Origin of the sequence: uncultured Muribaculum sp., from assembly GCF_910583865.1 — a bacterium.
Classification (GTDB): Bacteria; Bacteroidota; Bacteroidia; order Bacteroidales; family Muribaculaceae; genus Muribaculum.
The window spans coordinates 23072-48022 of the sequence record NZ_CAJTYX010000022.1 but is presented as its reverse complement, the minus strand read 5'-3'; the positions used below and the strand labels follow the sequence as shown (position 1 = coordinate 48022).

19 protein-coding genes and 1 pseudogene are annotated in these 24951 nt (G+C 53.0%); 7 read left to right on the top strand and 13 right to left on the bottom strand.

Annotated elements, in window-relative coordinates; translation table 11 throughout:
- Window positions 1-119: 119 nt before the first annotated feature.
- The 7 genes from QZ303_RS06605 to ftsY form a co-directional block, all read right to left on the bottom strand.
- Window positions 120-581: a hypothetical protein gene (locus tag QZ303_RS06605; protein WP_295730846.1), complete on the bottom strand. Its 462-nt coding sequence runs from the start codon at window positions 579-581 to the stop codon at window positions 120-122.
- Between the two features lie 435 nt (window positions 582-1016).
- A complete protein-coding gene (locus QZ303_RS06600; RefSeq protein WP_295730844.1) occupies window positions 1017-2546 on the bottom strand; it encodes an MBOAT family protein in 1530 nt (509 codons plus the stop codon).
- Window positions 2547-2551: 5 nt separating this feature from the next.
- Window positions 2552-3874, bottom strand: coding sequence for a GDSL-type esterase/lipase family protein (locus QZ303_RS06595; protein WP_295730841.1), 1323 nt, complete (start codon window positions 3872-3874; stop codon window positions 2552-2554).
- The gene (locus QZ303_RS06590) at window positions 3858-5342 is read right to left on the bottom strand and encodes a GDSL-type esterase/lipase family protein (RefSeq protein ID WP_295730838.1); all 1485 of its coding nucleotides are present in this window, start codon (window positions 5340-5342) and stop codon (window positions 3858-3860) included. The genes QZ303_RS06595 and QZ303_RS06590 overlap by 17 nt, the downstream gene beginning before the upstream one ends.
- Window positions 5339-6397: a chorismate-binding protein gene (locus QZ303_RS06585; protein ID WP_295730835.1), complete on the bottom strand. Its 1059-nt coding sequence runs from the start codon at window positions 6395-6397 to the stop codon at window positions 5339-5341. The genes QZ303_RS06590 and QZ303_RS06585 overlap by 4 nt, the downstream gene beginning before the upstream one ends.
- The gene (gene rimO, locus QZ303_RS06580) at window positions 6390-7703 is read right to left on the bottom strand and encodes a 30S ribosomal protein S12 methylthiotransferase RimO (protein WP_295730833.1); all 1314 of its coding nucleotides are present in this window, start codon (window positions 7701-7703) and stop codon (window positions 6390-6392) included. Before rimO ends, QZ303_RS06585 begins: the two co-directional genes overlap by 8 nt.
- A 46-nt stretch (window positions 7704-7749) precedes the next feature.
- Window positions 7750-8712 carry a signal recognition particle-docking protein FtsY gene (gene ftsY, locus QZ303_RS06575; protein ID WP_295730830.1) on the bottom strand — a complete coding sequence of 321 codons (963 nt, stop codon included), beginning with the start codon at window positions 8710-8712 and terminating at the stop codon, window positions 7750-7752.
- A 190-nt stretch (window positions 8713-8902) separates the two neighbouring features.
- Here ftsY and QZ303_RS06570 point away from each other — a divergent pair, with 190 nt between their 5' ends.
- The 5 genes from QZ303_RS06570 (at window position 8903) to lgt (ending at window position 13658) form a co-directional block, all read left to right on the top strand.
- Window positions 8903-9364: a peroxiredoxin gene (locus tag QZ303_RS06570; RefSeq protein ID WP_295730828.1), complete on the top strand. Its 462-nt coding sequence runs from the start codon at window positions 8903-8905 to the stop codon at window positions 9362-9364.
- Window positions 9365-9553: 189 nt separating this feature from the next.
- Window positions 9554-10567, top strand: coding sequence for a phosphate acetyltransferase (pta, locus tag QZ303_RS06565; RefSeq protein WP_295730826.1), 1014 nt, complete (start codon window positions 9554-9556; stop codon window positions 10565-10567).
- Between the two features lie 13 nt (window positions 10568-10580).
- The gene (locus QZ303_RS06560) at window positions 10581-11783 is read left to right on the top strand and encodes an acetate/propionate family kinase (RefSeq protein ID WP_295730824.1); all 1203 of its coding nucleotides are present in this window, start codon (window positions 10581-10583) and stop codon (window positions 11781-11783) included.
- Between the two features lie 63 nt (window positions 11784-11846).
- Window positions 11847-12746, top strand: a complete 900-nt coding sequence (locus QZ303_RS06555) for a diaminopimelate dehydrogenase (RefSeq protein ID WP_295730821.1) — start codon at window positions 11847-11849, stop codon at window positions 12744-12746.
- A gap of 42 nt (window positions 12747-12788) precedes the next feature.
- Window positions 12789-13658: a prolipoprotein diacylglyceryl transferase gene (gene lgt / locus QZ303_RS06550; RefSeq protein WP_295730819.1), complete on the top strand. Its 870-nt coding sequence runs from the start codon at window positions 12789-12791 to the stop codon at window positions 13656-13658.
- A gap of 16 nt (window positions 13659-13674) precedes the next feature.
- Here lgt and QZ303_RS06545 read toward each other — a convergent pair whose 3' ends face one another.
- From QZ303_RS06545 to mtaB, 5 genes are read right to left on the bottom strand one after another with little or no spacing between them, the layout of a single operon-like run.
- Window positions 13675-14133: a hypothetical protein gene (locus QZ303_RS06545; RefSeq protein ID WP_295730817.1), complete on the bottom strand. Its 459-nt coding sequence runs from the start codon at window positions 14131-14133 to the stop codon at window positions 13675-13677.
- The gene (locus QZ303_RS06540) at window positions 14130-15200 is read right to left on the bottom strand and encodes an endonuclease (RefSeq protein WP_295730814.1); all 1071 of its coding nucleotides are present in this window, start codon (window positions 15198-15200) and stop codon (window positions 14130-14132) included. The genes QZ303_RS06545 and QZ303_RS06540 overlap by 4 nt, the downstream gene beginning before the upstream one ends.
- Window positions 15201-15217: 17 nt before the next feature.
- A complete protein-coding gene (locus QZ303_RS06535; protein WP_295730812.1) occupies window positions 15218-16225 on the bottom strand; it encodes a glycosyltransferase family 2 protein in 1008 nt (335 codons plus the stop codon).
- Window positions 16222-17169 (bottom strand): lysophospholipid acyltransferase family protein, encoded by a 948-nt coding sequence (locus QZ303_RS06530; RefSeq protein WP_295730810.1) that lies wholly within the window; start codon window positions 17167-17169, stop codon window positions 16222-16224. The genes QZ303_RS06535 and QZ303_RS06530 overlap by 4 nt, the downstream gene beginning before the upstream one ends.
- The gene (mtaB, locus tag QZ303_RS06525; RefSeq protein ID WP_295730808.1) at window positions 17166-18494 is read right to left on the bottom strand and encodes a tRNA (N(6)-L-threonylcarbamoyladenosine(37)-C(2))-methylthiotransferase MtaB; all 1329 of its coding nucleotides are present in this window, start codon (window positions 18492-18494) and stop codon (window positions 17166-17168) included. Before mtaB ends, QZ303_RS06530 begins: the two co-directional genes overlap by 4 nt.
- Window positions 18495-18653: 159 nt before the next feature.
- Here mtaB and QZ303_RS06520 point away from each other — a divergent pair, with 159 nt between their 5' ends.
- Together QZ303_RS06520 and bioA are read left to right on the top strand one after the other, a co-directional pair.
- Window positions 18654-20321 carry an AMP-binding protein gene (locus tag QZ303_RS06520; RefSeq protein ID WP_295730806.1) on the top strand — a complete coding sequence of 556 codons (1668 nt, stop codon included), beginning with the start codon at window positions 18654-18656 and terminating at the stop codon, window positions 20319-20321.
- A 50-nt stretch (window positions 20322-20371) separates the two neighbouring features.
- Window positions 20372-21625 (top strand): annotated as a pseudogene (bioA, locus tag QZ303_RS06515) (adenosylmethionine--8-amino-7-oxononanoate transaminase); the annotation flags it as partial.
- An 846-nt stretch (window positions 21626-22471) separates the two neighbouring features.
- Here bioA and QZ303_RS06510 read toward each other — a convergent pair.
- Window positions 22472-24769, bottom strand: coding sequence for a glycoside hydrolase family 3 N-terminal domain-containing protein (locus QZ303_RS06510; protein WP_295730848.1), 2298 nt, complete (start codon window positions 24767-24769; stop codon window positions 22472-22474).
- Window positions 24770-24951 lie beyond the last annotated feature (182 nt).

The window sequence follows — 24951 nt, the reverse complement described above, 5'->3', positions numbered from 1 at the left end:
TCTATGCTTTAAAAAGTTTTGATGTTGTATAAAATTAAGATGCGTCAGCCGTGAAACAATAGGGGCGATGTATCAAAAATCTGACGCATCACCCCTATTGATTATGTTATTCGAAAAGGTTATTTGTAACGCTCCCAGGTCCAAAGGTCATAGTACCCAAATGAATCGTGACCGTCCCATTCATCCTCCGATGGATCGTAGTCCTCTGTGGGGATTGCATAGCGTTGCCATACAATTATATTTTGAGATACGGATTTTGCCCTCATTCTCTCAAGCTGCAATTCACCGTCAATATCAAAAGTAATATTGACCCAACCCTCTCCATAAGACCAATTGAACGAGTAGCCAACCTGATTATTCTGATAAGCAGTAGGATTATCATATCCCACTCCGCTTCCATTGGCGTTAACGGTAAGAATATCGTTATCACCATCCTGGGCCCAGGTTCCTACTACGATTTCAGCCAAATCAGTTCCATTTGGTTCATCGTCATCATCACCACACCCGACAAAAACCATCGACATGATGACACACAGAGCTACAGAAACTAACGACTGTAGATGTAAAAGTTTGTGTTTCATATATTAAAACAAGTCTTTATGTGTTTCACAATCCCGATGAAACCGTTACGAAGTTATACAGAAAAGGTGTGGGATTGTACTCTGCATATCTCTTTTAGTAGGCTTCTCGCATTGCCTTAGACAGAAGATATACAGCAAACCCACACCGAGAAGCTATATAGATACCCAAAAGGGGTAAGTATACGCAAACGATGTAGGTGCTATTATCATTATCTTTCTGTCTATTAGCGAATTTTGCGAGAATTTACTAAAATAAGATAATTCAAATAACACCTTTTCAGATGTAGAAGCCGACTCTTCGACTCTATGTTCCGGCTACAAAGTTAAACATTTTTGCAAAAGTATCTCAACAGACTGCAAGAAAATTGAATACGAAGCCACAGGAGGTGCGGCTTTGGGGTCATCTATGTACAATATTATCAGTATTGCAGATTATCAGTATTGCAGGTATATGAACGGGACTATGCGGGATGATCGTACCTGTATGATGACCAGAACGACGAGGGCAAGAATCACAGCCTGCCAAACCGGAGTGAGGGCGCTGTAGCGATCACGCAGCTTGTCGGACCAGCTACGCGGAGCGAAGTGCATGAGATAGCCGGCGACCATCACCAGCACCACAGCCAAATAACCCTCGACAAGCTGAGGAGCCACCGACGCATGGAAATTGGTGAAAATCTGACCCACCATCTGCCCGACATGCTCCATGGAACGTGCTCTGAAAAACATGAACCCGAGGGCCATGAGATTGAACGTCAGGAATATGTTGGCCACACGTCGCCACCATTGATCGCGTCTCACGCCCGGGGCGGCTGGAAAAGCCTTCCGCAACGCTTTGTGCAGCACCAAGAGCAGACCGTTCCATGCACCCCATATGATATACATCCACGACGCACCATGCCACAGCCCACCCAACAACATGGTATTGAACTGGTTGGCATAAGCCCTGCGCGTAGAGCAGCGGCTGCCGCCCATAGGTATGTAGAGATAGTCACGAAGCCATGTCGACAGGGATATATGCCAGCGCCGCCACCATTCCGTGGGGCTCTGCGACTTGAACGGTGCATTGAAATTATCCTTGAACGAAAATCCCAGCAGCAGGGCAAGCCCGATAGCCATGTCGGAATATCCGGAAAAATCACAATATAGCTGAAGCGTGAAGCCGTAGACCGCCATAAGGTTTTCCAGACCGGTGAACATAGCCGGATTGTCAAACACGCGATCCACGAAATTACCGCTAATATAATCAGCCACAATCACTTTCTTTATCAGACCGGCCATGATAAGAAACAAGCCGGCGCCGACCATGGCATGGGTAGCCACCGGACGACGGCGTATCTGCGGCAGCATGTCGGCAGCCCTGACCACAGGCCCTGCCAGCAACGGCGGAAAAAACGTAAGGAAGAATATATAGTCGAGCAGATTTGTAGCAGGTCTCAACGTGCCGCGATAGATGTCGACGATATAGCTTATCGACCGGAATGTGAAGAAAGATATGCCCGCCGGAAGAATTATATCGAGAGCGTCAAACCCGGTATTACCTATCGAGGCAAATGTGGCGAAAATAAGATTGAGATACTTGAAATAGACAAGCATGCCCACATTCATCACCACATTCAACGCCACTATACCGCGCCGCAACAAGTCGTTACGCACATTTCCGAGCCACAGCCCGAGCAAATAGTCGGAGATGCACACCCCGAGCAATATGAAACAGCATTCCGCACTCGACTTATAATAGAAATACAACGAGAACAATATCAGGCACACCATCCTTGCTCCCGACCACCGGCTCAACAGGCGATAGAACATGAAGAAAGCCACTATGAGCAGCAAAAACAGTCCGGTATTGAAAAGCAACGGACTGGTCGGATCAAAAAGCATCACCGCACGCAGCCGTTCGGCATCAATCCACGACGTGACCGTCTCCCATAGACGGTGAAACGGGGTCACTATCTCAAGCATGGGCATCATTTCTTGTCCGATAAATCATGATTTGAAAAAGCATCCTTCAAGGCCTCATAGAGCAGTTCGCCCTGCACGCCGTAGCCTTTGGCAGAATTATGTATCCTGTCACGGGCCATCATCCCTGCCGAAATCCATTTAGCGGACGCACCTGCCCCACCGGCCACCTCGTAAAAATCATAGGTGGCTATGCCGTGGTCGCGGCCGTAGCGCAAAATTACATCACGCATGGCCGACACTCTCGGATTGACAGCATAGGAACGCACACGACGGCGACGCCCCTTGCGGCGACGCGTCACTGTGGAACGCAGGCATTCCATAGGAGTCGTCAGCAGAATCCCGGCGTCGGGACACTCCTTCCTAAGCCTGTCAACCATCACCCCTATCGAGCTGTACATCTCGTCGGAGGTCATGCGGCTGAACGCTTCGTTCGCGCCAAGACTAAGAATGATAAGATCGGGATTAAGCAATGCAACGCCTGATGCGAAACCATCTATGCCGTTATAGCTCGTGTAGGTGGCGCCGTTATTGCCCACCACATGATAGAGCAACCCACCGGGACGAGAGCGTTCAAGCGACATGCCGTAGATAGCCTCGTCGGAGGGTAACGACACGTCAAGTCCGATTGTGGATAACGGTTCAGGCAAAGTTATTACCGATACAAGCGAATCGTTTCGCACTCCGGAAACTGCATAAGGAACCGCAGCAGCCACCTCGGGCTGCGCGCTATGGAACATGCGCACTATGTCGAACGTCTGAGGGTTGCCTGTACGCGACAATGTGGACACCTCCAGAGTCCCTTTACCCGACATCGGAACTGTAGACACACCGGTAAATCCCATCTTTACTGTCCATGGACGTTTCATCAGCTTGGATGACACCCACACGCCGTCCACCCCTTTGAAAGCGTAGTCGCGAGGCTCGTTCGTGGCCGCCATCTTCAGTGGAGCGACGAGTCCGCGCCCCGCGTCGCCGTAGTCCGACTGCAGCCGCCGGCGCGCAACCGCCGTAGCCATATCGGCCTGAAGATGCGAGTCACCTACATGAACGATGCTCACACGCGACGAATCGGCATGCGCGAGATTTTCCGACAAGCCACCCCAGTCGGCCCTGTTCATGCGTATATGATTAGCGTTCCGGTTTATAAAACGCGGAATCTCTATCCGTTCCTCCGGTTCGGGGGCCGAGGTGTAGTCAACCTGAGGATTTATCCGTATGTCGGACTCTTCCCCGTCGGGGGAAACGACGGTATCATGGTCAGCCAGTACCTGCAAAGGCACTGTCCATATAAGTAAGGAGGCTATTATATATTTAATCTTCAAGTGCATGTCTGAGCGATTTTACAAACTCTGCGGCAAGTACCGAACCGCCGTGATGGTTGAGGTGTATGTAGTCCTTGTTGGCACGCGGAGGCGAAGCATTCGCCCAGGCCACTATTGCCCCGTCGCCACCCATAGCCTGACGTGTATCCCAGAAGAGACATCCCGTGTTTCTGGCCACATCGCGCTGGGCAGCAATCATCGCAACGGCCGCAGGCATCGACCTCACGTCGGCCCCGCGTTTCTGCCCTCTGTCGCCTATGCCCATCAGCATGACGACGGCATCCGGATAGCATTGGTGTATGTGGTCAACGACCTTGGTCATCAGCTTGCCATAAGAGGTATAATCGGTCTGTGAGGCCGACATGGCATTGATGCCGAATTCAAGCACGATAAGGTCGTAGCCGAGTCCGGCATCGGTCAGCTGACGGCATACCTGTGGCGACACATCGCGAAGCGTCACACCTGAGAACCCGCGCGACGACATACAGTCGACAGCAACACCGGTATGAGCGTCGAGCCACACACCAAGGGCGGTAATACCCATGCCGGAGGGGATGCCCACCTCGAACGATTTGGTCGAAGCGCTGTCGACGGTGACGGTGGAAATACCTTCGCCCGGCGCCACGTCGTGCACGTCCCACCGGCCACCGTTGGAACGCACTTTCACGCTTCCCCCTTCAGGCGCCCAGAAAGCGAGAACGGAGCGCGACCACGTGGCGGCATGCGCTACCTTTTCCGTTCCGGCATAACGGGCGGTAGCCGTCTCCCCGCTTTTCGGTGTGGAATACTGCTCGCTGAGCCACGCATATGAACGCTTGAACCCCTTGTGTCCGGCAACGCTTACCGACCATCCTCCGCCGCTCTGCCGCACGGAGCGGCGGAATCCGGGAAACTCGCTGTACATGTTGACATAGCCCACGCCGCTACCGCCGAAACTCGTCTGAAGGAGCGAACGCACATCCTGCGTGAATATGTCACCCTCGATATAGGAATCGCCCACGAAAGCCAGCCTTACACATCTGCTCCGGCTTTGCGAGAAAGCCGCACGCAAACGCACCATGCCGCTTCCGCCGGCAGTATAATCCTCAATTGCCACATACCCGTCGCGCATAGGATCGATCGGAGCGGGAATCTCGCGTGAGGCCACCTCTTCAGCGACAGCACTGTCGGAAAATGCAGCGGAGGCAGAGACAAGAGCCGTGGTATCATTCGCCACACTCCTGCGTACTGTCGCCTCTTCCTCCTCAAGTTCACGCTGCATGGCCGTCAGAGCGCTGTCGACAGGCGCCTCGTCGGTCTCTATCTCTTCTGTCGGTACACGATAACGTTCGGCAACAATGTCATCGAAAAGCGAGAAATCGCGCAATGCTCCTCCCGTCAGACGATTGAGCGGAAGAAGCGATATCACGAAGATGATGGCGAGCGCCACGAGCAATATATAAGAGGCCCTGTCAGAGCCGTCATGCAGTTTCATAGGTCGGAAGTCTTTGATAAGCAATTTGCCGATATGCAGCGCCTGAGCACGGCACTCTTGGCCTCGGTCTCAAGCCACTCATCGGACGCATCGGAAAGCGCCGTGATACCACCGCCGGCATATGCACAATAACCTCCGCCGGGGTTGAAGCACACGCTGCGCAGATTCACAAAAGCCCGAATACCCTCCGGAGAATTAACTCCGACATAACCGCCGTAAAGTCCTCGAGGGCTTTCCACCTCACCTATAAGCCGCAAAGCCTCGTCACGCGGAAAACCCGAAAGAGCCGGCGTAGGACTGAGGGCGTTGAGCAACGGCACTATCGGGCCGGAATACCGTGCCGTGATACGATGGCACAGATGACGAATCGATCCGAAGCGCACTTCCCCGGCAGGAGCGACTTCGGCCTTTATGCTGAAATCGGCAAGAGTATCAACAATGAAGCGGGTCACATAGTCATGTTCCTCTATATTCTTTGCATCCCATCCGGCGGAGTCATCACGAAGGGTGCCGGCAAGGGCCATAGTTGTCAGAATCGAATCTCCGGCATCGCGTCGCAGAAGAAGTTCAGGAGAGGCCCCGAGCCAGCAACCGCAGTCCGGAGTGGTAAACAGAAAGCGGAAAGTGTCGGGGAAATGCCCGAAATAATCGAAAGCCGTCCTACCCCAACCGACAACGGAGTGTTGGTCGGATATGCGGCGAGAATATACTGTCTTTCCGCCCCCGTATGAAGCATGCCGCTCCGCAATCATCGACACACATTCACGATACTCGGTCATACAGGTAGAAGCAGGCAGTACAATATCGGCCACCTTCGCGGCAGAGAGCACATCCCCTTCCGTACAAGGCTGCAACAGACGCGGGAATCCGGCGTCCGGACCGACAGCGAAAGGCGCATAGAAAAAGCCGAAATCAGCCTCCTCATCCCTGAGCGGACCGCCATCGCGCGCTTCGAAGAATCGATAGCGCTCGCCGCAGCCGGGCATAGCATACAGCACCGCAGCCACCCTACGGCGCAAGGCATCATCAACAGATGCTATGAGCTTATCAGGCATTTGGAACGGCAATAAGTTCAAACGGGAGAGCCTCCTCTACAGTAACTTCTATAAACTCGCCCGGGCTGAGCCGGCATGTCTTTTTCACAAGGACCTCCGGGTCGACCTCGGGAGAATCCCACTCAGTGCGACCCACATAGTAGTCGGCATCCTCACGGTCAATAACCACGCGAAGCGTGCGACCCACCTTGGAGGCGTTGCTCTCCAATGCAATCTCCTCCTGCACGGCCATAAGTCGCGCAAGGCGCTCTTCCTTGACCTGCTGCGGCACAGAGTCCTCGAAATGCAGCGCGGCATAGGTGTCATCTTCCTCGCAGTATGCGAATGCCCCCATCCTCTCAAAGCGCTGTTCCCTCACAAAGTCGAGAAGTTCCTCGAACTCGGCCTCTCCCTCGCCGGGGAAACCGACCATGAGGGTAGTGCGCAGGTGTATGCCCGGAACTCGACGACGCAGCTCGGCAAGGAGTGCGCGTGTTGCTTTCCCGTCGATGTGCCGGCGCATGTTGGCGAGCACCTTGTCGTTGATGTGCTGCAGGGCTATGTCAAGATATGTGCACACATTGCTGCGGCGCGCCATAACGTCGGCAATCTCCATGGGAAACTGAGCGGGATAGGCATAATGAAGCCTTATCCACTCCACTCCGGGAAGGTCAGCCATGCGGTCGATAAGTTCCGGAAGCGCCATGCGCCCGTCATAGATGTCGGTGCCATAGCTCGAGAGGTCCTGTGCTATGATATTGAATTCCTTCACCCCCCGTTCTGCAAGCTCACCAACCTCCCGGAGTATCTCTTCGACAGGACGCGACTTGAAGCGTCCCGTGATAAGCGGAATCGCACAGAAAGCGCAGAAACGGTTACACCCCTCGGCAATCTTGACATAGGCATGATGTGAGGGCGTAGTGATGATGCGTTCGTAAGGAGTGACCGCAGGATTGTCGCCATGCAGCTTTCCGACCACGGCGTTCCAGTCAAACTTTCCGTACCACTCGTCTACCTCAGGAATCTCCGCACGAAGTTCATCGCGGTAGCGTTCCGACAGGCATCCCATCACATACAGGTGCTTGACGCGGCCCGAGGTCCTGGCCTGAGCATATTCAAGTATGGTGTTGACAGACTCCTCTTTAGCATCCCCTATGAATCCGCAGGTATTTATCACCACGACAGGTGCCGGTACGCTCCCTTCGGGAGGGTCATGCCTGGGATTGAAACCGTTGCGACGCAGCATGGCCATAAGGCGCTCCGAATCGACAAGATTCTTCGAGCATCCGAGAGTCACCACGTCAATTCTGTTTCTCGATGATGTCATTTCCTATATACTAAGTAACCGGACTTCTCCGAATGGAAGATGCCACTTATCCGGCATTGCCGAAAAGCGACTCGACGAACTCCTTCTTATGGAACACCTGCAGGTCGTCGATACCCTCTCCCAACCCTATATACTTGACAGGTATGCGGAACTGGTCGCTAATGCCGATCACCACCCCACCCTTTGCAGTGCCGTCAAGCTTGGTGATTGCCAGTTCGTTGACAGAAGTGGCGGCAACAAACTGACGGGCCTGTTCAAACGCGTTCTGACCGGTTGAGCCGTCGAGCACAAGCAGTACCTCATGTGGAGCGTCGGGCACGACCTTCTGCATCACGTTGCGTATCTTCGTCAGCTCATCCATAAGCCCTTTCTTGTTGTGAAGGCGTCCGGCAGTGTCTATGATGGCCACGTCTGCGCCTGTGGCCTTGGCGCTCTGAAGCGTATCATAGGCCACCGATGCGGGATCACTGCCGAGCTTCTGCTTTACCACAGGCACTCCTGCACGTTCGCCCCACACGTCAAGCTGCTCGATGGCAGCCGCACGGAATGTGTCGGCAGCCCCGAGCACCACCTTGTTGCCGGCTTTCTTGAACTGTGCGGCGAGCTTGCCTATGGTGGTGGTCTTGCCCACACCGTTCACTCCCACCACCATTATAACATGGGGATGATGGGCCTCGGGCACCGTGAAATCGGGCAACGACGATTCATTGTCGTTCTCAGCCAACAAATCGGTAATCTCCTCGCACAGTAGAGTGTTAAGCTCCGCTGAATTCACATATTTGTCACGGGCCACACGCTTCTCAATCCTATCGATAATCTTAAGCGTGGTCTCCACACCGACATCCGAGGTTATGAACACCTCCTCAAGATTGTCGAGAATCTCGTCATCGATTTTCGATTTACCGGCTATGGCTCGTGCCAACTTGGAGAACACGCCCTGCTTGGTGCGTTCCAGACCTTTGTCAAGTGTCTCTTTTTTCTCTTTTGAGAAGAAATTGAAAAAGCCCATCTATATTATGATAAGTTTTTACTAATAAGCCGGCTATCCATGTCACCATGCCGACTTTCATGCAAAGTTAATGCTTTCTGCATTCATAGGCAACACAAATCAGCATGACCGCACCATATAAATCAAGTATTATCCGTATATTTGCATAAATGCAACGGATGCATTCACATACAATTTAAAAACAACAAAAATGAACATAGGCGACATAATCCCCGACCGACTCGGACTCGGACGTGACGGACAACCGGTCGATGCCTCGCAATTCGCAGGCAAACCGTTGGTAATCTACTTTTATCCCAAAGACAACACTCCCGGATGCACTGCCGAAGCATGCTCGCTGCGCGACGGCTATGACAGCCTGCGCGATGCCGGATACGAAATTATCGGCATAAGCAAGGACTCCGTCGTGAGCCACGAGAAGTTTGCCGGCAAGTATTCACTGCCATTCCTGCTGTTAAGCGACCCGGACACGGAGGTAAACCAGGCTTTCGGAGTATGGCAGAAAAAGAAGATGGCCGGGCGAGAATACATGGGCACGGTGCGCACGACATTCATAACCGACGCCGACCACCGGATCACCCACATCATAAACAAGGTCGACACCAAACGCGCGGCAGAGCAGATACTTGAAACGCTCGGCAAAAGCAAATAGAATTTGGCTTTGCACTCGACTTATCCGTATCTTTGACCACGGTCTTAGATACTCACGCTCGGCAAAGCCCAAATAAATTTGGCTTTGCACTCGACTTATCCGTATCTTTGCATTGCCGTTTGATGCAACGGCATATTAATCATGAATTAATTTACATATATCCATAACCAAATACAGACCATACATATCATGGGACTTTTTGAAAAGCTTACAAGCAAAGCCAAAGCGGAGCGCCAACGCATAGTGCTCCCCGAAGGAACTGAACCGCGCACGCTCACAGCAGCCGACCGAATCATTGTCGAAGGCATAGCCGACGTAATCCTGATCGGCGATCCCAAAGAAATTGCCGCAGCAGCAGCCGAACTGTCACTGACCAACATATGCAAGGCTCGTGTTGTCAACCCCGCCGATGAGAAAGTGATCGACAAGTACGCCCCTATTTTCTTCGAACTCCGCAAGAAGAAAGGCATAACGATGGAAGAGGCACGAGCTACCGTAGCCAATCCTCTCTACCTCGGATGCCTCATGATAAAGAACGGCGATGCAGACGGCCAGGTAGCCGGCGCACTCAACACCACGGGCAACGTGCTCCGCGCCGCTTTCCAGGTGGTAAAGACCAAACCGGGTATCAACTCCGTGAGCGGCGCATTCGTGATGCTCCTCCCGGAAAATTCACCTTTCGGCGACAATGGCATCCTCGTATTCGCCGACTGTGCCGTAATCCCCGACCCCGACGCACACCAGCTCGCTGAAATAGCGCTTTCCGCTGCCGACACGGCACGCGACATAGCCGGAATCACTCCGCGCATAGCGTTGCTCAGCTTCTCGACAAAAGGTTCGGCAAAGCATGAGCGCGTAAACAAGGTCATCGAGGCCACAAAAATGCTCCGCGAAGCGCATCCCGAACTTACCGCGGACGGCGAGCTACAGGCCGATGCCGCCCTCGTGCCCGGCGTAGCCAAGAGCAAGGCTCCCGACAGTCCTCTCAAAGGTAATGCCAACGTTCTCATCTTCCCCTCGCTCGAGACCGGCAACATCGCCTACAAACTCGTGCAGCGCCTGGCAGGCGTGCAGGCGGTAGGCCCGATCCTGCAAGGCCTTGCAGCACCTGTCAACGACTTGTCGCGCGGATGCTTCCCCGAGGATATCTATAAGACCATAATCATCACATGCAACCAGGCCATCGGTGCCAAGCATGCATAAACACAGTATAGCAATGAACATATTAGTGCTCAACTGCGGAAGCAGTTCCGTAAAATACAAACTTATCGACACCGCCGACAAGCATGTGCTCGCCGAGGGAGGAGTAGAGAAAATCGGACTCCCCGACTCGTTCATAAAATTCCGCCTCGATGACGGCAGCAAAAAAGTGAAGGAAGAGTCTATTCCCGACCATCGCACAGCCGTCAACGATATCCTTGAACTTCTTACGAGCAAGGAATACGGATGTATCACCAGCCTCAAGGACATAGATGCCGTAGGCCACCGCGTGGTGCACGGAGGTGAGAAATTCAACCAGAGCGTGCTCATCGACGAAGAGGTAATCGAGAAGATAAAGGAGTGCTACGATGTGGCACCCCTCCACAATCCCGTCAACATGGCAGGCATCGACGCCGTGACCGAACTTATGCCCGGCATCCCGCAGGTAGCGGTGTTCGACACGGCATTCCACCAGACGATGCCCAAGGAAGCATACATGTATGCCCTACCCTACCGTCTATATGAAGAGTACGGCATACGCCGCTACGGATTCCACGGCACAAGCCACCGTTACGTGTCGCGTCGCGCATGCGATTTCCTCGGACTTCCCTACGAGAAGCAACGCATTATCACTTGCCACATCGGCAACGGAGGCTCCATCACAGCCATACTCGACGGCAAGAGCATCGACACCTCTATGGGACTCACTCCTACCGAAGGCCTGATGATGGGCACACGCGTCGGCGACATCGATCCCGGAGCCATCACCTTCATCATGGAGAAGGACCGCATCAACACCAAGGGAATCTCCAACCTCATCAACAAGCGAAGCGGTGTGCTCGGCGTGTCGGGCATCTCATCGGACATGCGCGACATAGATGCGGCCATAGCTCAGGGCAACGAGCGTGCCAAACTGGCGCTCGACATGTATATCTACCGCATCATCAAGTATATCGGCGCTTATACGGCTGTGCTTGACGGCGTGGATGTCATCGTGTTTACCGGCGGCGTGGGTGAAAACCAGCAACCTCTGCGTCAGCGCGTATGCGACCACCTGGCATATCTCGGCGTAAAAATCGACGCTGAGGTCAATGCGGCTTCGCGCGGCGAGGAGAAGCTCATCTCAACTCCTGATTCCAAGGTAAAGGTCGTAGTCATCCCCACCGACGAGGAAATGATGATCGCCAAGGACACCGAAGAGATTGTCAACAAGAAATAATTCCAGACCACCGCACGACATGTCGAAACCATGACATGCCGTGCGGTTTAACACATTATACGTATGAAAAAGATAAGAGCAGCCATCGTAGGATATGGCAACATCGGGCGCTACGTGCTTGACGCGCTCAAGGAGGCGCCGGACTTTGAGATTGCCGGCATAGTACGCCGCAATCCGGATGCACCGCAACCTGAAGAACTCAGCGGTTATCCCGTAGTAGCAGACGCAATGCAACTCGACAACGTAGAAGTGGCCATACTCTGCACACCAACCCGCGAGGTGGAGAGCCATGCCCGCATACTGCTTGCCGAAGGCATCAACACGGTCGACAGTTTCGACATCCACACCGGCATAGCGGATCTGCGTGCCACTCTCGACCCCATAGCAAAGGCCCACGGATCAGTGGCCATAATCTCGGCCGGCTGGGATCCGGGCAGCGACTCTATCGTGCGTGCCCTCATGCAGGCCGCCGCACCCAAGGGAATCACATACACCAACTTCGGGCCCGGCATGAGCATGGGCCACACTGTAGCCGTCAAGTCTAAGGCAGGCGTGAAGAACGCCCTCTCGATGACCATACCTCTCGGCACGGGCATACATCGCCGCATGGTCTATGTGGAACTGGACGGGACAAAGACACTCGACGAAGTGGCGCAGGCGGTGAAATCAGACCCCTACTTCGCTTCCGACGAGACCCACGTGATGGCCGTATCCTCAGTCGACGAAGTGCGCGACATGGGCCATGGAGTCAACATGGTGCGCAAGGGGGTGTCAGGCTCCACGCAGAACCAGCGTTTCGAATTCAACATGTCGATCAACAACCCGGCCCTTACCGCACAGATACTCGTAGGGGTAGCACGCGCCACTATGGTGGAGCGCCCCGGAGCATACACCATGATCGAGATACCTGTAATCGACATGCTCTACGGCGATCGCGAGGAGCTTATCCGCCATCTTGTATAAGACAAAACTCACTTCACCTAATCAATCAACAGTAAAACCGGCATGCTCGATTACATCACCTGGGCCGCCAACCCCGACATAATCTCGAGTCCTATCACAATAAGATGGTATGGACTGATGTTCGCCATAGGCTTTATCATCGGATATGAAATCGTAGCCAGAATGTTCCGTCATGAAGGGGCACCTGAGCGCTGGCTCGGCATACTGCTAATCTACGTGGTGGTAGCCACGATAATAGGCGCACGACTCGGACACGTTTTTTTCTACGAGTGGGATGTCTACAGCCAGGACCCGATACGCATATTATACATCTGGGAGGGAGGTCTGGCCAGTCATGGAGGCACCATAGCCATCATACTCGCCGTGATACTCTATTCCATCTTCGTGACTAAACGCAGCCCTCTATGGACATTCGACCGTCTGGTGATAGCAATAGCGCTTGTCGGAGGTCTGATCAGGCTCGGAAACCTTTTCAACTCCGAGATTTTCGGCACAGCTACCACACTGCCGTGGGGGTTCATGTTCGTGCGTTCGCGCGAATGGCATATGCTCTACGAAGGGCAGGCGGTGCATCCCACACAAATCTATGAGGCACTATGCTATTTCGCCTTGTTCGGGCTGCTCATGTGGATGTATTGGAAGAAAAATGCCGAGGAACGTCCGGGACTGATTCTCGGGGTGTTCTTCATAGGCATTTTCCTCCCGCGCTTCCTTATCGAGTTCATAAAGAACGACCAGGTAGCCCGTGAGGCCACCATGACGCTAAATCTCGGCCAACAGCTGAGCATACCGTTCATATTGTTAGGAATAGGTCTGGTGATGTACGCGATGATGCGTCCGAGAGTCCATCTGACATTCCCCAACCGGTTTGCCGACGAGAAAGAGCCAACGAAAGCGAAGAAACGCCGCTGACTTACGAACGGGGGCATCACATACCTGTCATAACGAGCACATAATGCTTGTCGCCGGGCGCAAGGATTTCGATCCATGCGCCCGTGCTGTTTACACGGTGCATGTACGCGCGTGCTATCCCGATTTCCGATCCCTCTACGTAAAGATGCGCGTCTGTCAGTTCCCCTTCGCCGGCGACAGTGCGGCATGAGAATTCCACCACACATCCTGTCGACAGCTCCACAAACCGGTAAACCGAGCGTCCGGAGACGATATCATATTGCGCAAGCACTCCTCCTTCATCATACCGCAACACGACATCGGAGGATATGTAACGCGTCGATCCATCGGCAAGTTCCGGTGAGAAATCATATGTCTCTGCCGGGTCAACGATGCCATCATCTCCTATAAGTCCGTGATTGGTTGGGATATCTGTCTTATGGCATGAGCCACAGAACATGGCCACTACTATGGCAAACAAAAAAGGTGTTTTCATGGCACTATCTTGATTATAAGTTTTCCTGAAGATACGCCACTCCGATATTTCAATTCATGCGCACCCGGGCCTAAGTCGGCCGGACTCACACGAGAGTCCGTCACACCGCGCCCGTCGATGCTCCACGAAGCATTTTCCGGTACATATGGCGAATAAAAATCTATCCACTTGTCGGAAATGGAATATACGCCTCTCAGAGGAATCCGTACACCGGCAGATGGATCGTCATCGTCACCTCCGGGAGCATCCGCACCCGGATATGGTTTACCGGCATGCTCTCCCCACAGATATTCCGCAAGATCGGGATAATCAACAAAAGGATTGCGATTGCCTTGACGCCGCTCCACCTCATCGTTGCAACGGCGTTCGCTATCAGCCACCGGCCACGACCTGTGCCAGACGAGATATGTGCCGATCGAGAAGTCCGAAAGTCCGGGATATTCCGCTCCGCCGAAAAACTTCTCGCCGTCGGCACACCAGATCGAGCACGGGTAGATGGTTCCCATGTAAAACATGCGGCGCGCTATCATCCCTTTCATGGCATCGGCAGGCTCAACCACCGGCATCGACCAACCATCAAGGTCTATGACGCCTCTGCTCCATCCGGAAGCCGGCACCACCTCTGACGCACCTGCCACGGAAGCGAAGCCTTCTCCGGAAGAACGCGCCTGCACCACATCGGCACATGTCAGAAGTCCATTGTATAGGTCACAAACAGACTTATTTTTATAATCGGCCGGAAAACCGAACCAGCTCTTGTCAATGACATTGCAGGTGGTAAGCGACATGCGGGCATCGGCCATGGTGCAGGCACGTGCTGTCACGCCATCGACCACCATCGCAGCATCATCGGTCTGCATGGCGGCCAGAATCTCAAAATAGGTTTCCCATGGCATCGAAACGACATCAATCATCGCAGATGGCGCGCAGTGGTTACGCAAAGTCCGCTTCAATGACGCACCTTCGCGTCCAACGGCGTAATCATCAACGACACCGGATGAGACCGGTGTCACGGCAGCCGTGATGAAAAGCATCGCGACCACCCGCAGGAGAGAGTAATGTTTCATATGGAAATCAAATTATGTCACAAATCAGAGTATTTCTTCTTGCCTTTGAGATAATAGTCGAGAATGATGTTACGGTGTCCGGAAAGAAGATCACCTGCCGGATACGTGTAATAACCACTACGCATCCTGCGGAAATCACGATGCGCCCTAAGCACCGCACCGGCACTCTTCCAATCAAATTTCAACAGGAACATACCCCATGCAAGTGTATCATAAAGCCGGCGTATAAGCAGCCTGCGCCCACGCACCTTTACAGGGAGATTCTTATGAAGGAGGAGCAGATTGTTGCGGAAGTTCAGATATACCTTTCGCGGATTGCCTTGCGGAAGCGTACCACCACCAAGATGATAGACAATACTCTGCGGCACAACGCATACATCCATTCCGGCAAGACGTATGCGCCAGCACAGATCTATTTCCTCCATATGGGCGAAAAATGCGGCATCCAACCCTCCTGCATTCTCATAGACCTCACGACGCACCATCAAAGCCGCTCCGGAAGCCCAATCGACAGACATTACAGTGTCATACTGTCCACGATCATACTCTATTGTATCGAAAATACGCCCCCGGCAATAGGGATATCCATTACAGTCGAGGAAACCGCCACACGCGCCGGCATATTCGAAACTGTCGGTATCCAGATCGCTCAGTATCTTGGGCTGGCATGCTCCCGTCGATGGATTGCCGCGCATATGCTCCAACAATGGCGCGAGCCATCCCGGAGAGGGGCGCACATCGCTGTTGAGCAGCACCACGAATTCCGTGTCTACCATAGCTATGGCGCGGTTGTAGCCTTCGGCAAAGCCATAGTTCCTGTCGAGCCTGAGCACACGTACTTCGGGAAATTCACAGGCAAGCAGATCGATAGAACCGTCGGTCGAACCGTTGTCGGCCACAATCACCTCGCCGAGCGCCGGGTCGGTGTTGGCGAGCACGTGAGGCAGATAGCGGCGCAGCATGGAAGCGCCGTTCCAGTTCAGTATTATCACTGACACAGGCGCATGTCGTGAATCGGTATTCATGATCCGTGGTATGATGATTCAGTATGTATCGTGTCAACAAAGCCTTCGGGATAATCGACGGCGTATTTCCACCGCTTGTGAGTCCACAGCCATATATCGGGAGAGCGACGGATGGTCTGTTCAAGAAGGCGCGCATACATATCGGTAAGACCGAATTGCGGAAGCGAAGAAACATCTTCAGTGAGAGGGCGCACCGTCATGCGGTAATGCCCGCGTGAAGGTTTCTCGACATCCCAGTAAAGGGCGGCCATGTCGAGACGACGCACTATCGTCTCCGTACCGGTGATCATGGCCGTAGGGTGATTAAGGAATTTCACTATGTGTGCCACATCGCCGGCGCTCGGCTTCTGGTCGCTCATGAATCCTACAATGGCCTGCTTGCCGTCGCGCCTGAGCATGAGGAGATCGCGGAACACAAGCTTCTTCTCATAGCTCACAGACCCGAAACGGCTGCGCAGCTTCAGGAAATAGCGGTTGAACCATTCGTTGGTGAGCGGGCGGTAGACCTGGGCGTAGACAATCCTGTCGGATGGCTTGAAGCGCGACCAAAGGGTTATCGAAGTGCCCCACTCCCAATTGCCGCAATGCCCGAAGTACATGGCTATGCTGCGTCCCTCGGCAAAAAGCCTGTCGACATGCTCTATGCCCACTATCTCAAAACGGCTCTTTATCTGCTCGTCGCTGATGTGGGCAAGTTTTATGGTCTCAACGACGTAGTCCGCGAAATTGCGAAAAAAGCGCCGGCAGATGCGATGGCACTCCTCATCTGACTTTTCAGGGAATGAAGCCCGTATATTTTCATAAGCGACACGGCGGCGGTAATGTACCACATAATAGAGTATAACGAAAATCAGATCGCTCAACACATAAAGCACACGGAACGGCAGACGTGCCATGGCGTCCAACGCTCCTCCGAGCAACCTGTAATACCACTTATCCTTCATACACACGGCATTATGATTTCTCCATCAATCTCCTCACCGGAATCGAGCGGGACACCGAGACGAACGTCGATCACGCGTCCGTCAAGTTCAGGCATCGGGCGCATGCGCACACGCAGATAATTGTCGGTAAATCCCATCATAGGCCTTCCCTTACGCGGATGCTCGGCAAGAACCGGACGTACCGTTCCGACAAAGCGCGCCATAAAGTCGGAAAGCTTCCGCTCGGATATGCCGAGCATGACATTGGTGCGCCGATGCTTCTCCTGTTGCGGGACTACACCTTCAATGTCGAGAGCACGCGTGCCGGGTCGTTCGGAATATGGAAACACATGCAGGCGGCTTATGTCGAGGCTCTCTACGAAATCACGGCTACGGGCGAAAAGTTCGTCGGTCTCTCCGCGCGCTCCCACTATAAGGTCTACCCCGATGAAAGCATGCGGCATCTCGGCTCGTATTCGCTCCATTCGATGACGGAACAGGGCCGTGTCATAGTGGCGGCGCATGAGCCGCAGCACCTCGTCGCTTCCTGCCTGGAGGGGCACATGGAAATGGGGCATGAATGCACGCGAGCCTGCCACCCAGTCGATAATCTCGTCGGTAAGCAGATTCGGTTCAATTGATGATATTCGGTAACGCTCTATCCCCTCCACCCTGTCGAGCTCCTTTATGAGATCGAAGAATGTATCTTCGCGCCCTTTGCCGAAATCGCCTATGTTCACACCTGTCAGCACAATCTCTCGTCCGCCCTCCCGGGCCACTTTCTCGGCCTGTGCCACTATGTCGGGTATAGTCCCCGAACGGCTACGTCCTCTGGCCATCGGTATGGTACAGTAGGTGCACCAATAGTCACACCCGTCCTGGACTTTGAGAAAATGGCGTGTACGATCTTCGGCGGAACATGACGGAGTGAACACGCGTATGTCCTTCGTCGGAGTCACCTCCCTTACAACGGCGTGCTCCGACATCCACCGGTCAAGATATACCGACAGCATATCTTTCCGGTCGCTCCCGGCAACAACGGCAACTCCCGGCAACGATGCAATCTCGTCGCTCTTGAGCTGCGCATAACAGCCTGTCACCACTATGGCGGCATCGGGATAACGCCGGGCGAATCCACGTATGGCCTGACGGCATTTCTTGTCGGCCACTTCCGTGACACTGCATGTGTTGACCACGACGAAATCAGGCACTTCGCCTGTCTGTACGCGCCTTATGCCTTTCTCGGCAAACAACCGCGCCACGGTCGAAGTCTCCGCAAAATTAAGTTTGCAGCCGAAAGTATGGAACAAAGCCTTTCGGCCCGTAAACACCGATTCATCAATCATAACCGCAAATTTACATTTTTTGACTCATTACTCATGACTCAACACACCTCTTTTTGTGTTTTTCATACAGAATAACACTCCCACCTTAATATTTTATGCTATTTTTGCATACTGTAAACGAGGCCGGGACTACCTGCCCTCAAAACAACCATACCGCATATGGATACCCAACTGCTCAATCCGATATACGAACAAAGCTTTCGTGACAACTGGGCGCTCCCGGCGCTTACAGAGTACGGCAAACCCTCGACAATGAATTATGCCGACCTGGCCCTGGAGATAGCGCGCACGCATCTCGCCTATGAACTTACCGGTATCAGGAAAGGAGACAAGATAGCTGTAATCGGACGTAATTCACCGGCCTGGATAGTGGCTTTCATGGCAACAATCACATATGGAGCCACGATAGTGCCCATATTGCAGGATTTCAACCCTACGGATGCCACACATATCCTCAACCACTCGGAGTCGGTGCTGCTGTTCGTGGATGACCATATCTGGGAAAACCTCGAATTCGACCGTATGCCGAATGTAAAGGGCGTAATCTCACTCAACACAGGCAAGCTTCTGGCAGAACATCCGCTCAACAAGGGGAAAATGGCCTATGAGCTGAAGAACATCAACCGCAAGTTCCGCCGACGTTACAAGAACGGCTTTGGCCCCGCCGACATAAAATATGCCGAGACCTCTGCCGATGATATCGCCGTGCTCAACTACACCTCAGGCACTACGGGGTTCTCAAAGGGCGTGATGCTGACCTACCGCAATCTTTGGGGAAACGTGACATTCGGCGTGCAGTCGCGGCTGCATTTCCAAGGCTCGCGCTGTCTGGCGTTCCTGCCTCTCGCCCATGCCTATGGATGTGCGTTCGACATGCTTGTGCCTCTTGCCACGGGCACCCACATCAACGTGTTCGGCAAGCTGCCGGCACCAAACGTGCTTCTGAAAGCCCTTTCCGAAGTACGTCCCAATCTGGTCATATGCGTGCCACTCATACTCGAGAAAATCTACCGCAAACAGATTCTGCCTATGATCACGAGCAAACCGATGCGATGGGTTCTCGCCATTCCCGGACTTGACAAGGCACTCTATGTGATGATACGCCGCAAGCTCGTCGAGGCATTCGGAGGGGAATTTGAGGAAGTGATCGTAGGTGGCGCACCGCTCAACCATGAGGTGGAAGAATTCCTGCATCGCATCAAGTTCCCGTTCACCGTAGGCTACGGTATGACCGAATGCGGCCCGCTTATCAGTTATACGCCATGGCGACAGTTTATCGTAGGATCGTCGGGGCGCACGCTCGCGGGATTCATGGAGAGCCGTATAGACAGTACGGATCCTGAAAATATCCCCGGGGAAATATGTGTGCGCGGCGTGAACGTGATGAAAGGATATTACAAGAATCCTGAAGCCACCGAAGCGGTGCTTGACAACGAAGGATGGCTCCACACGGGGGACATGGGCACACGCTCGCCGGATGCCACGATTTTCATCCGCGGACGCTACAAGACCATGATTCTTTCATCCAACGGGCAGAACATATATCCCGAAGAGATCGAGGCCAAACTCAACAACATGCCACTTGTGGCCGAAAGCCTTGTGATAGAGCGCAACAACCAGCTTGTGGCCCTCGTATATCCGGACTACGAAGCCATGGACAGGTTCGGAATATCCAACAAAGACCTGGCCACGGAAATGGAAAACGTGCTTACCGACCTCAACAAACTCGTAGCGCCCTACGAGCGAGTGTCAAAGATACAACTTATAGCCAACGAATTTGAAAAGACTCCCAAGCGCTCAATAAAGCGCTATCTGTATAACGCATAACCAATACGTGTACATTATCTATGCCCGACCAATCAATATTGCATGATTCCTGGGACCGCGAACATCTGTGGCATCCCTATACATCGACTATCGACCCTCTCCCGACATACAAAGTAGAATCGGCGCATGACGCCAGGCTACGCCTCGCGGACGGACGTGAGCTTATCGACGGAATGTCATCTTGGTGGTGTGTGATTCATGGATACAATAATCCTCGCATCAACGAGGCCGCCAAGCAACAGATTGACCGAATGTCGCACGTGATGTTCGGGGGACTTACCCACGATCCGGCAATAACCCTCGGTAAAATGCTGCTGGAGGTGACACCACCGTCAATGCACAATATATTCTATGCCGACTCCGGCTCCGTAGCTGTGGAAGTGGCCATGAAAATGGCCATACAGGCAGCGATATCACGGTCGGGAAGTCACGACAAGACCAACTTCGTGACGATATGCTCGGGATATCACGGCGACACATGGAACGCCATGAGTGTATGCGATCCCGTGACAGGAATGCATGGAGCATTCGGTACGGCCCTTCCGATACGCTACTTCATCCCCCACCCTTCATCGAAATTCGGAGAAGAATGGAATCCAGTCGACATAGCCCCACTTGAAAAGGTACTTGAGGAACATGCCGACGAGATAGCGGCCCTGATACTCGAACCCGTGGTGCAGGGTGCCGGTGGAATGTATTTCTACCATCCGCAGTTCCTCGTAGAGGCACGCAGGCTATGCGACAGATACGGCATCTACCTCATCTTCGATGAAATAGCCACCGGATTCTGGCGTACGGGGAAATTCTTCGCATGGGAATGGGCCGGAGTCGAGCCCGACATAATGTGCATAGGCAAAGGTCTTACGGCAGGATATCTTACCATGAGCGCCGTGCTTACCACCACCGACATAGCCGACACGATCTCACGCGGCGAGGCGGGAGTGATGATGCACGGACCGACATTCATGGCCAATCCTCTTGCATGCGCCATAGCAATCGAATCGCTACGTATGCTTGAAGAGAAGGACATGGAGGGACATTTGGCACACATCGAAGAAATAATGAGACGAGAACTGGCACCCGCATCCACCTACGCCAACGTAGCAGAGACGAGAGTGCTTGGATCGATCGGAGTGGTCGAAATGAAAGAGCCAGTCGATGTAGGCGCTTTCCAGAAACATTGTGTTGAAGAGGGTGTGTGGATACGTCCGTTCGGACGCAACGTCTATATAATGCCGCCATACGTGATTCCCGACGAAGAACTTATCATCCTGTGCCGCAAGCTTTTGAAGATCATACATTGATGTTCAAGTGCATAATCCCAACTGAAACACTTTTGAACAGGATTAAGTTTTTTGAGATAATTTACACAAATATTTGCATTTTATCAATCTTATTTTTAAATTTGCACATAGTTTAATCGACTAATATATTTTACAAATCATCCTCCGGAATTATTCCGGCATGATTTTCCGACATAAAACAAAACTAATCTATAATTAGCCTAAAATAATTCGCACATGCCAATTATCTATCTACTTTTTGGCATAAGGAAGGTCTGCGACGTGTGTCGAGGGCCTTTCGTTTTTTTGTCTCCTAAGTCATGAGGAGAGTTATTGGACAAGAGGTTGTTTAAAAACAAAAGTGAAATACCGGGCTGTCGGATTTTTAGTGAAATCGGATTTAAGACGAAGGAGCATAGTGGGCTATGTGACTGAGACGCGAATGCGATTTCACAAAAATCCGGCAGTAGAAAGGTAATTTCCGTTTCCGATTATTTCAGGATGTTAAAATATAGTCTATCCATGGTGAAATTAGAATACCCTTGGTTTCGCATCTTTGGATGCCTTTCACCTTTTGATTCAGTCGCATAGCCCACTATGCTCCTGAATCCGCAAGGCGAAATCCATCGCAAATCTGCGAACCCGGTATTTCACTTTTGTTTTTAAACAACCTCCAATTCGACTAATTAGTCTAATTGAACCAATGGGACTAATTGGGCTAATTGCAAAAAAAGGCGGAGACGCACCATCAATCACGATGACGCGCCCCCTGGTTTGTGACATTCAGACTAACTATTGAAAATAAAACAGATTAAAGATTTTCTTATCAATACGTGTACGCAAGCATGCCCTGATTATTGATCCACATCAGAGAGCATGCGTGGCGCTCAGGCGGATGTCGGCGGATGATGCGCCCACCATCACGTCCCAATTACCCTTCTGGAGCATCGGCCTATAGTCCGGACCGATAATCTCGAAAGCCGACTGCGGCAGGGTGAAATGCACCTCACGTGATTCACCTTTGGGAATCGCGACACGGCGAAAATCGGCAAGACGCATCATGGGCTGTACAGTAGAGGCATACTCAGGATGTAAATACAGCTGCACGACCTCCTCTCCGTCACTGTCGCCGGTGTTGGTGACAGTAAGCCCGACATCAACCGAACCGTCGGACGCAGAGGTGACGGAAAGTCCGGAGTACCCGAACGAAGTATAGCTCAATCCGTGGCCGAAAGGATAACGTGGAGTGGCAGAACCGTCTACATAGTCATGAAGCTTAGGAGCCTTACGGTTGTAGTATAACGGAATCTGACCTACGGAACGCGGAGTGGTGACCGGAAGCCGACCTGCGGGATTATACATTCCGTAAATCACTTCCGCGATGGCATTGCCGCCCTGTTGTCCGGGATAATATGCGGTCAGTAGGGCATCGGCATTTTCAGCGGCCCACTCCTTGTCGAGCGGACGACCTTCGATATATACCACCACAAGTGGCTTGCCTGTGGCCTTGACAGCCTTAAGCAGATCAAGCTGCCGCCCGAGGAGGGAAAGAGATTCGCGGTCGAAACCCTCACCGCTCTCCATGTCGCTCACTGTAGCGGCATCCACCACGGCAGCCCCGGTCTCCTTGTAGGAAGTCTTGAAGTCGCGTGCCGAGCTACCTCCGACCACGGCTATCACCACATCGGCCTGCCGGGCGGCATTGACGGCCGCATCTATGTCGGCAGTGAGGGTATCGCGCACGGCGCACCCCTTCACATATTCTATCTCCACGCCGGGATTCATGCGTCGCAATCCGTCGAGCACGGTCACCACGCGACCTTCCGGTTGCGGAGCCGTATAGTCGCCGAGCATATTGTAGGCGTTGTCGGCATTAGGCCCGACAAGTGCGATCTTCAATCGAGGTGTAACTTTGAGAGGGAGCACTCCTCCGTCATTCTTAAGAAGCGTGATTGACTGGCGGGCGACATCCCGTGCCACCTCGCCCGAGCGGAAATCACCGACACGGCGTGCCTTCTTGGGATCGACGTATGGATTCTCGAAAAGCCCCATATCGAACTTCAGTTTAAGCACGCGTCCTACAGCACGATCGAGAGCACCTTCATCGAGCTTGCCGGAACGCGCTGCCGACACAAGGTTGCGGAAAGCGTCACCGCCGAGATCCACGTCAAGACCGGCATTCAACGCCATGACAGCGGCATCCTCCATGGTAGGAGCCACATGGTGGGTCTCATGGATACCCTCTATTGAGTAAAGATCCGACACCACGAAGCCATTGAATCCCCAGTCGGTGGTAATGTCGTAAAGAATCTCTTTATTGGACGTACACGGGATGCCGTCGATGGAGTTATATGAACTCATTATCGACAATGCACCGGAATCAACGGCCTCTTTAAACGGGGGTAGGAAGTTCTGGAGAAGGTCACGCTTGCCGACAACGGAATAGTTTCCGTTTTGCCCACCTTCGGGCACCGCATAGGCGAGGAAATGCTTAAGAGTGGCGATGGTGGAGTTTGGCTTCGACAAGTCTCCACCACCGAGGCCGGCAATCATTCCGCCACCTATGCGTCCGGCAAGAAGCGGATCCTCGCCGAAAGTCTCCTCGACACGACTCCACCGGGGGTCACGCGTGAGGTCGAGCACAGGACCGTAGCTGATATGGCCGCCCTGGCTGCGCACTTCGCGGCCAATCACCTCGCCTACGGAACGTATGAGCTGCGGATTCCACGTAGCAGCCATGCCGAGTCCTGTAGGGAACACCGTAGTGCCTATGGCCATATGGCCGTGGGGGGCTTCCTCGGCAAGAAATACGGGGATTCCGAAACGGGTGTTTTCAATGACATATTTCTGAATGGCATTCCCTGCACGGGCAGCCTGTTCGGGTGTCAGACCGTTATCAAGTGTCTTGCGGGTCCATGGATCGGCACGGTATGTGGCCCACAGCATGCCTGCGCCTGTCTCTTTGACCAGATCACGGAATTTCTGCGAGACCTCGACCGACTCCGGGCCGGTGATTTCATACATTTCCCAACCGAGTGGACAAAGAAGCTGTCCGACCTTTTCCTCGACAGTCATACGTGAAAGCAAATCGTCGACACGCTGCTCCACCGGGAGCTTCGGATCGAGATACGCGCCTTTTTCCGTGCGGGCATGGATAGAAGGCATGCCCACGGCGGCGGCGAGCGTCAAGGCCAAAATTATTTTTTTCATGCAATAAGGTCTGATTATATGTTTGGTACAAGACTGAAAGGAATACTTTCCTAAGTCAGCACAAATTTAGCAAGTTTCCGTCAAATAATTAAATCATTCAAGGCAAATAATGATTCCGGATGTGAAATTAGCATAAA

Excerpts from the sequence above, each read along its gene's own strand:
- QZ303_RS06605 (WP_295730846.1), bottom strand. The coding sequence starts at position 581 with ATGAAACACAAACTTTTACATCTACAGTCGTTAGTTTCTGTAGCTCTG.
- QZ303_RS06600 (WP_295730844.1), bottom strand. The coding sequence starts at position 2,546 with ATGCTTGAGATAGTGACCCCGTTTCACCGTCTATGGGAGACGGTCACG.
- QZ303_RS06595 (WP_295730841.1), bottom strand. The coding sequence starts at position 3,874 with ATGCACTTGAAGATTAAATATATAATAGCCTCCTTACTTATATGGACA.
- QZ303_RS06590 (WP_295730838.1), bottom strand. The coding sequence starts at position 5,342 with ATGAAACTGCATGACGGCTCTGACAGGGCCTCTTATATATTGCTCGTG.
- QZ303_RS06585 (WP_295730835.1), bottom strand. The coding sequence starts at position 6,397 with ATGCCTGATAAGCTCATAGCATCTGTTGATGATGCCTTGCGCCGTAGG.
- rimO (WP_295730833.1), bottom strand. The coding sequence starts at position 7,703 with ATGACATCATCGAGAAACAGAATTGACGTGGTGACTCTCGGATGCTCG.
- ftsY (WP_295730830.1), bottom strand. The coding sequence starts at position 8,712 with ATGGGCTTTTTCAATTTCTTCTCAAAAGAGAAAAAAGAGACACTTGAC.
- QZ303_RS06570 (WP_295730828.1), top strand. The coding sequence starts at position 8,903 with ATGAACATAGGCGACATAATCCCCGACCGACTCGGACTCGGACGTGAC.
- pta (WP_295730826.1), top strand. The coding sequence starts at position 9,554 with ATGGGACTTTTTGAAAAGCTTACAAGCAAAGCCAAAGCGGAGCGCCAA.
- QZ303_RS06560 (WP_295730824.1), top strand. The coding sequence starts at position 10,581 with ATGAACATATTAGTGCTCAACTGCGGAAGCAGTTCCGTAAAATACAAA.
- QZ303_RS06555 (WP_295730821.1), top strand. The coding sequence starts at position 11,847 with ATGAAAAAGATAAGAGCAGCCATCGTAGGATATGGCAACATCGGGCGC.
- lgt (WP_295730819.1), top strand. The coding sequence starts at position 12,789 with ATGCTCGATTACATCACCTGGGCCGCCAACCCCGACATAATCTCGAGT.
- QZ303_RS06545 (WP_295730817.1), bottom strand. The coding sequence starts at position 14,133 with ATGAAAACACCTTTTTTGTTTGCCATAGTAGTGGCCATGTTCTGTGGC.
- QZ303_RS06540 (WP_295730814.1), bottom strand. The coding sequence starts at position 15,200 with ATGAAACATTACTCTCTCCTGCGGGTGGTCGCGATGCTTTTCATCACG.
- QZ303_RS06535 (WP_295730812.1), bottom strand. The coding sequence starts at position 16,225 with ATGAATACCGATTCACGACATGCGCCTGTGTCAGTGATAATACTGAAC.
- QZ303_RS06530 (WP_295730810.1), bottom strand. The coding sequence starts at position 17,169 with ATGAAGGATAAGTGGTATTACAGGTTGCTCGGAGGAGCGTTGGACGCC.
- mtaB (WP_295730808.1), bottom strand. The coding sequence starts at position 18,494 with ATGATTGATGAATCGGTGTTTACGGGCCGAAAGGCTTTGTTCCATACT.
- QZ303_RS06520 (WP_295730806.1), top strand. The coding sequence starts at position 18,654 with ATGGATACCCAACTGCTCAATCCGATATACGAACAAAGCTTTCGTGAC.
- QZ303_RS06510 (WP_295730848.1), bottom strand. The coding sequence starts at position 24,769 with ATGCCTTCTATCCATGCCCGCACGGAAAAAGGCGCGTATCTCGATCCG.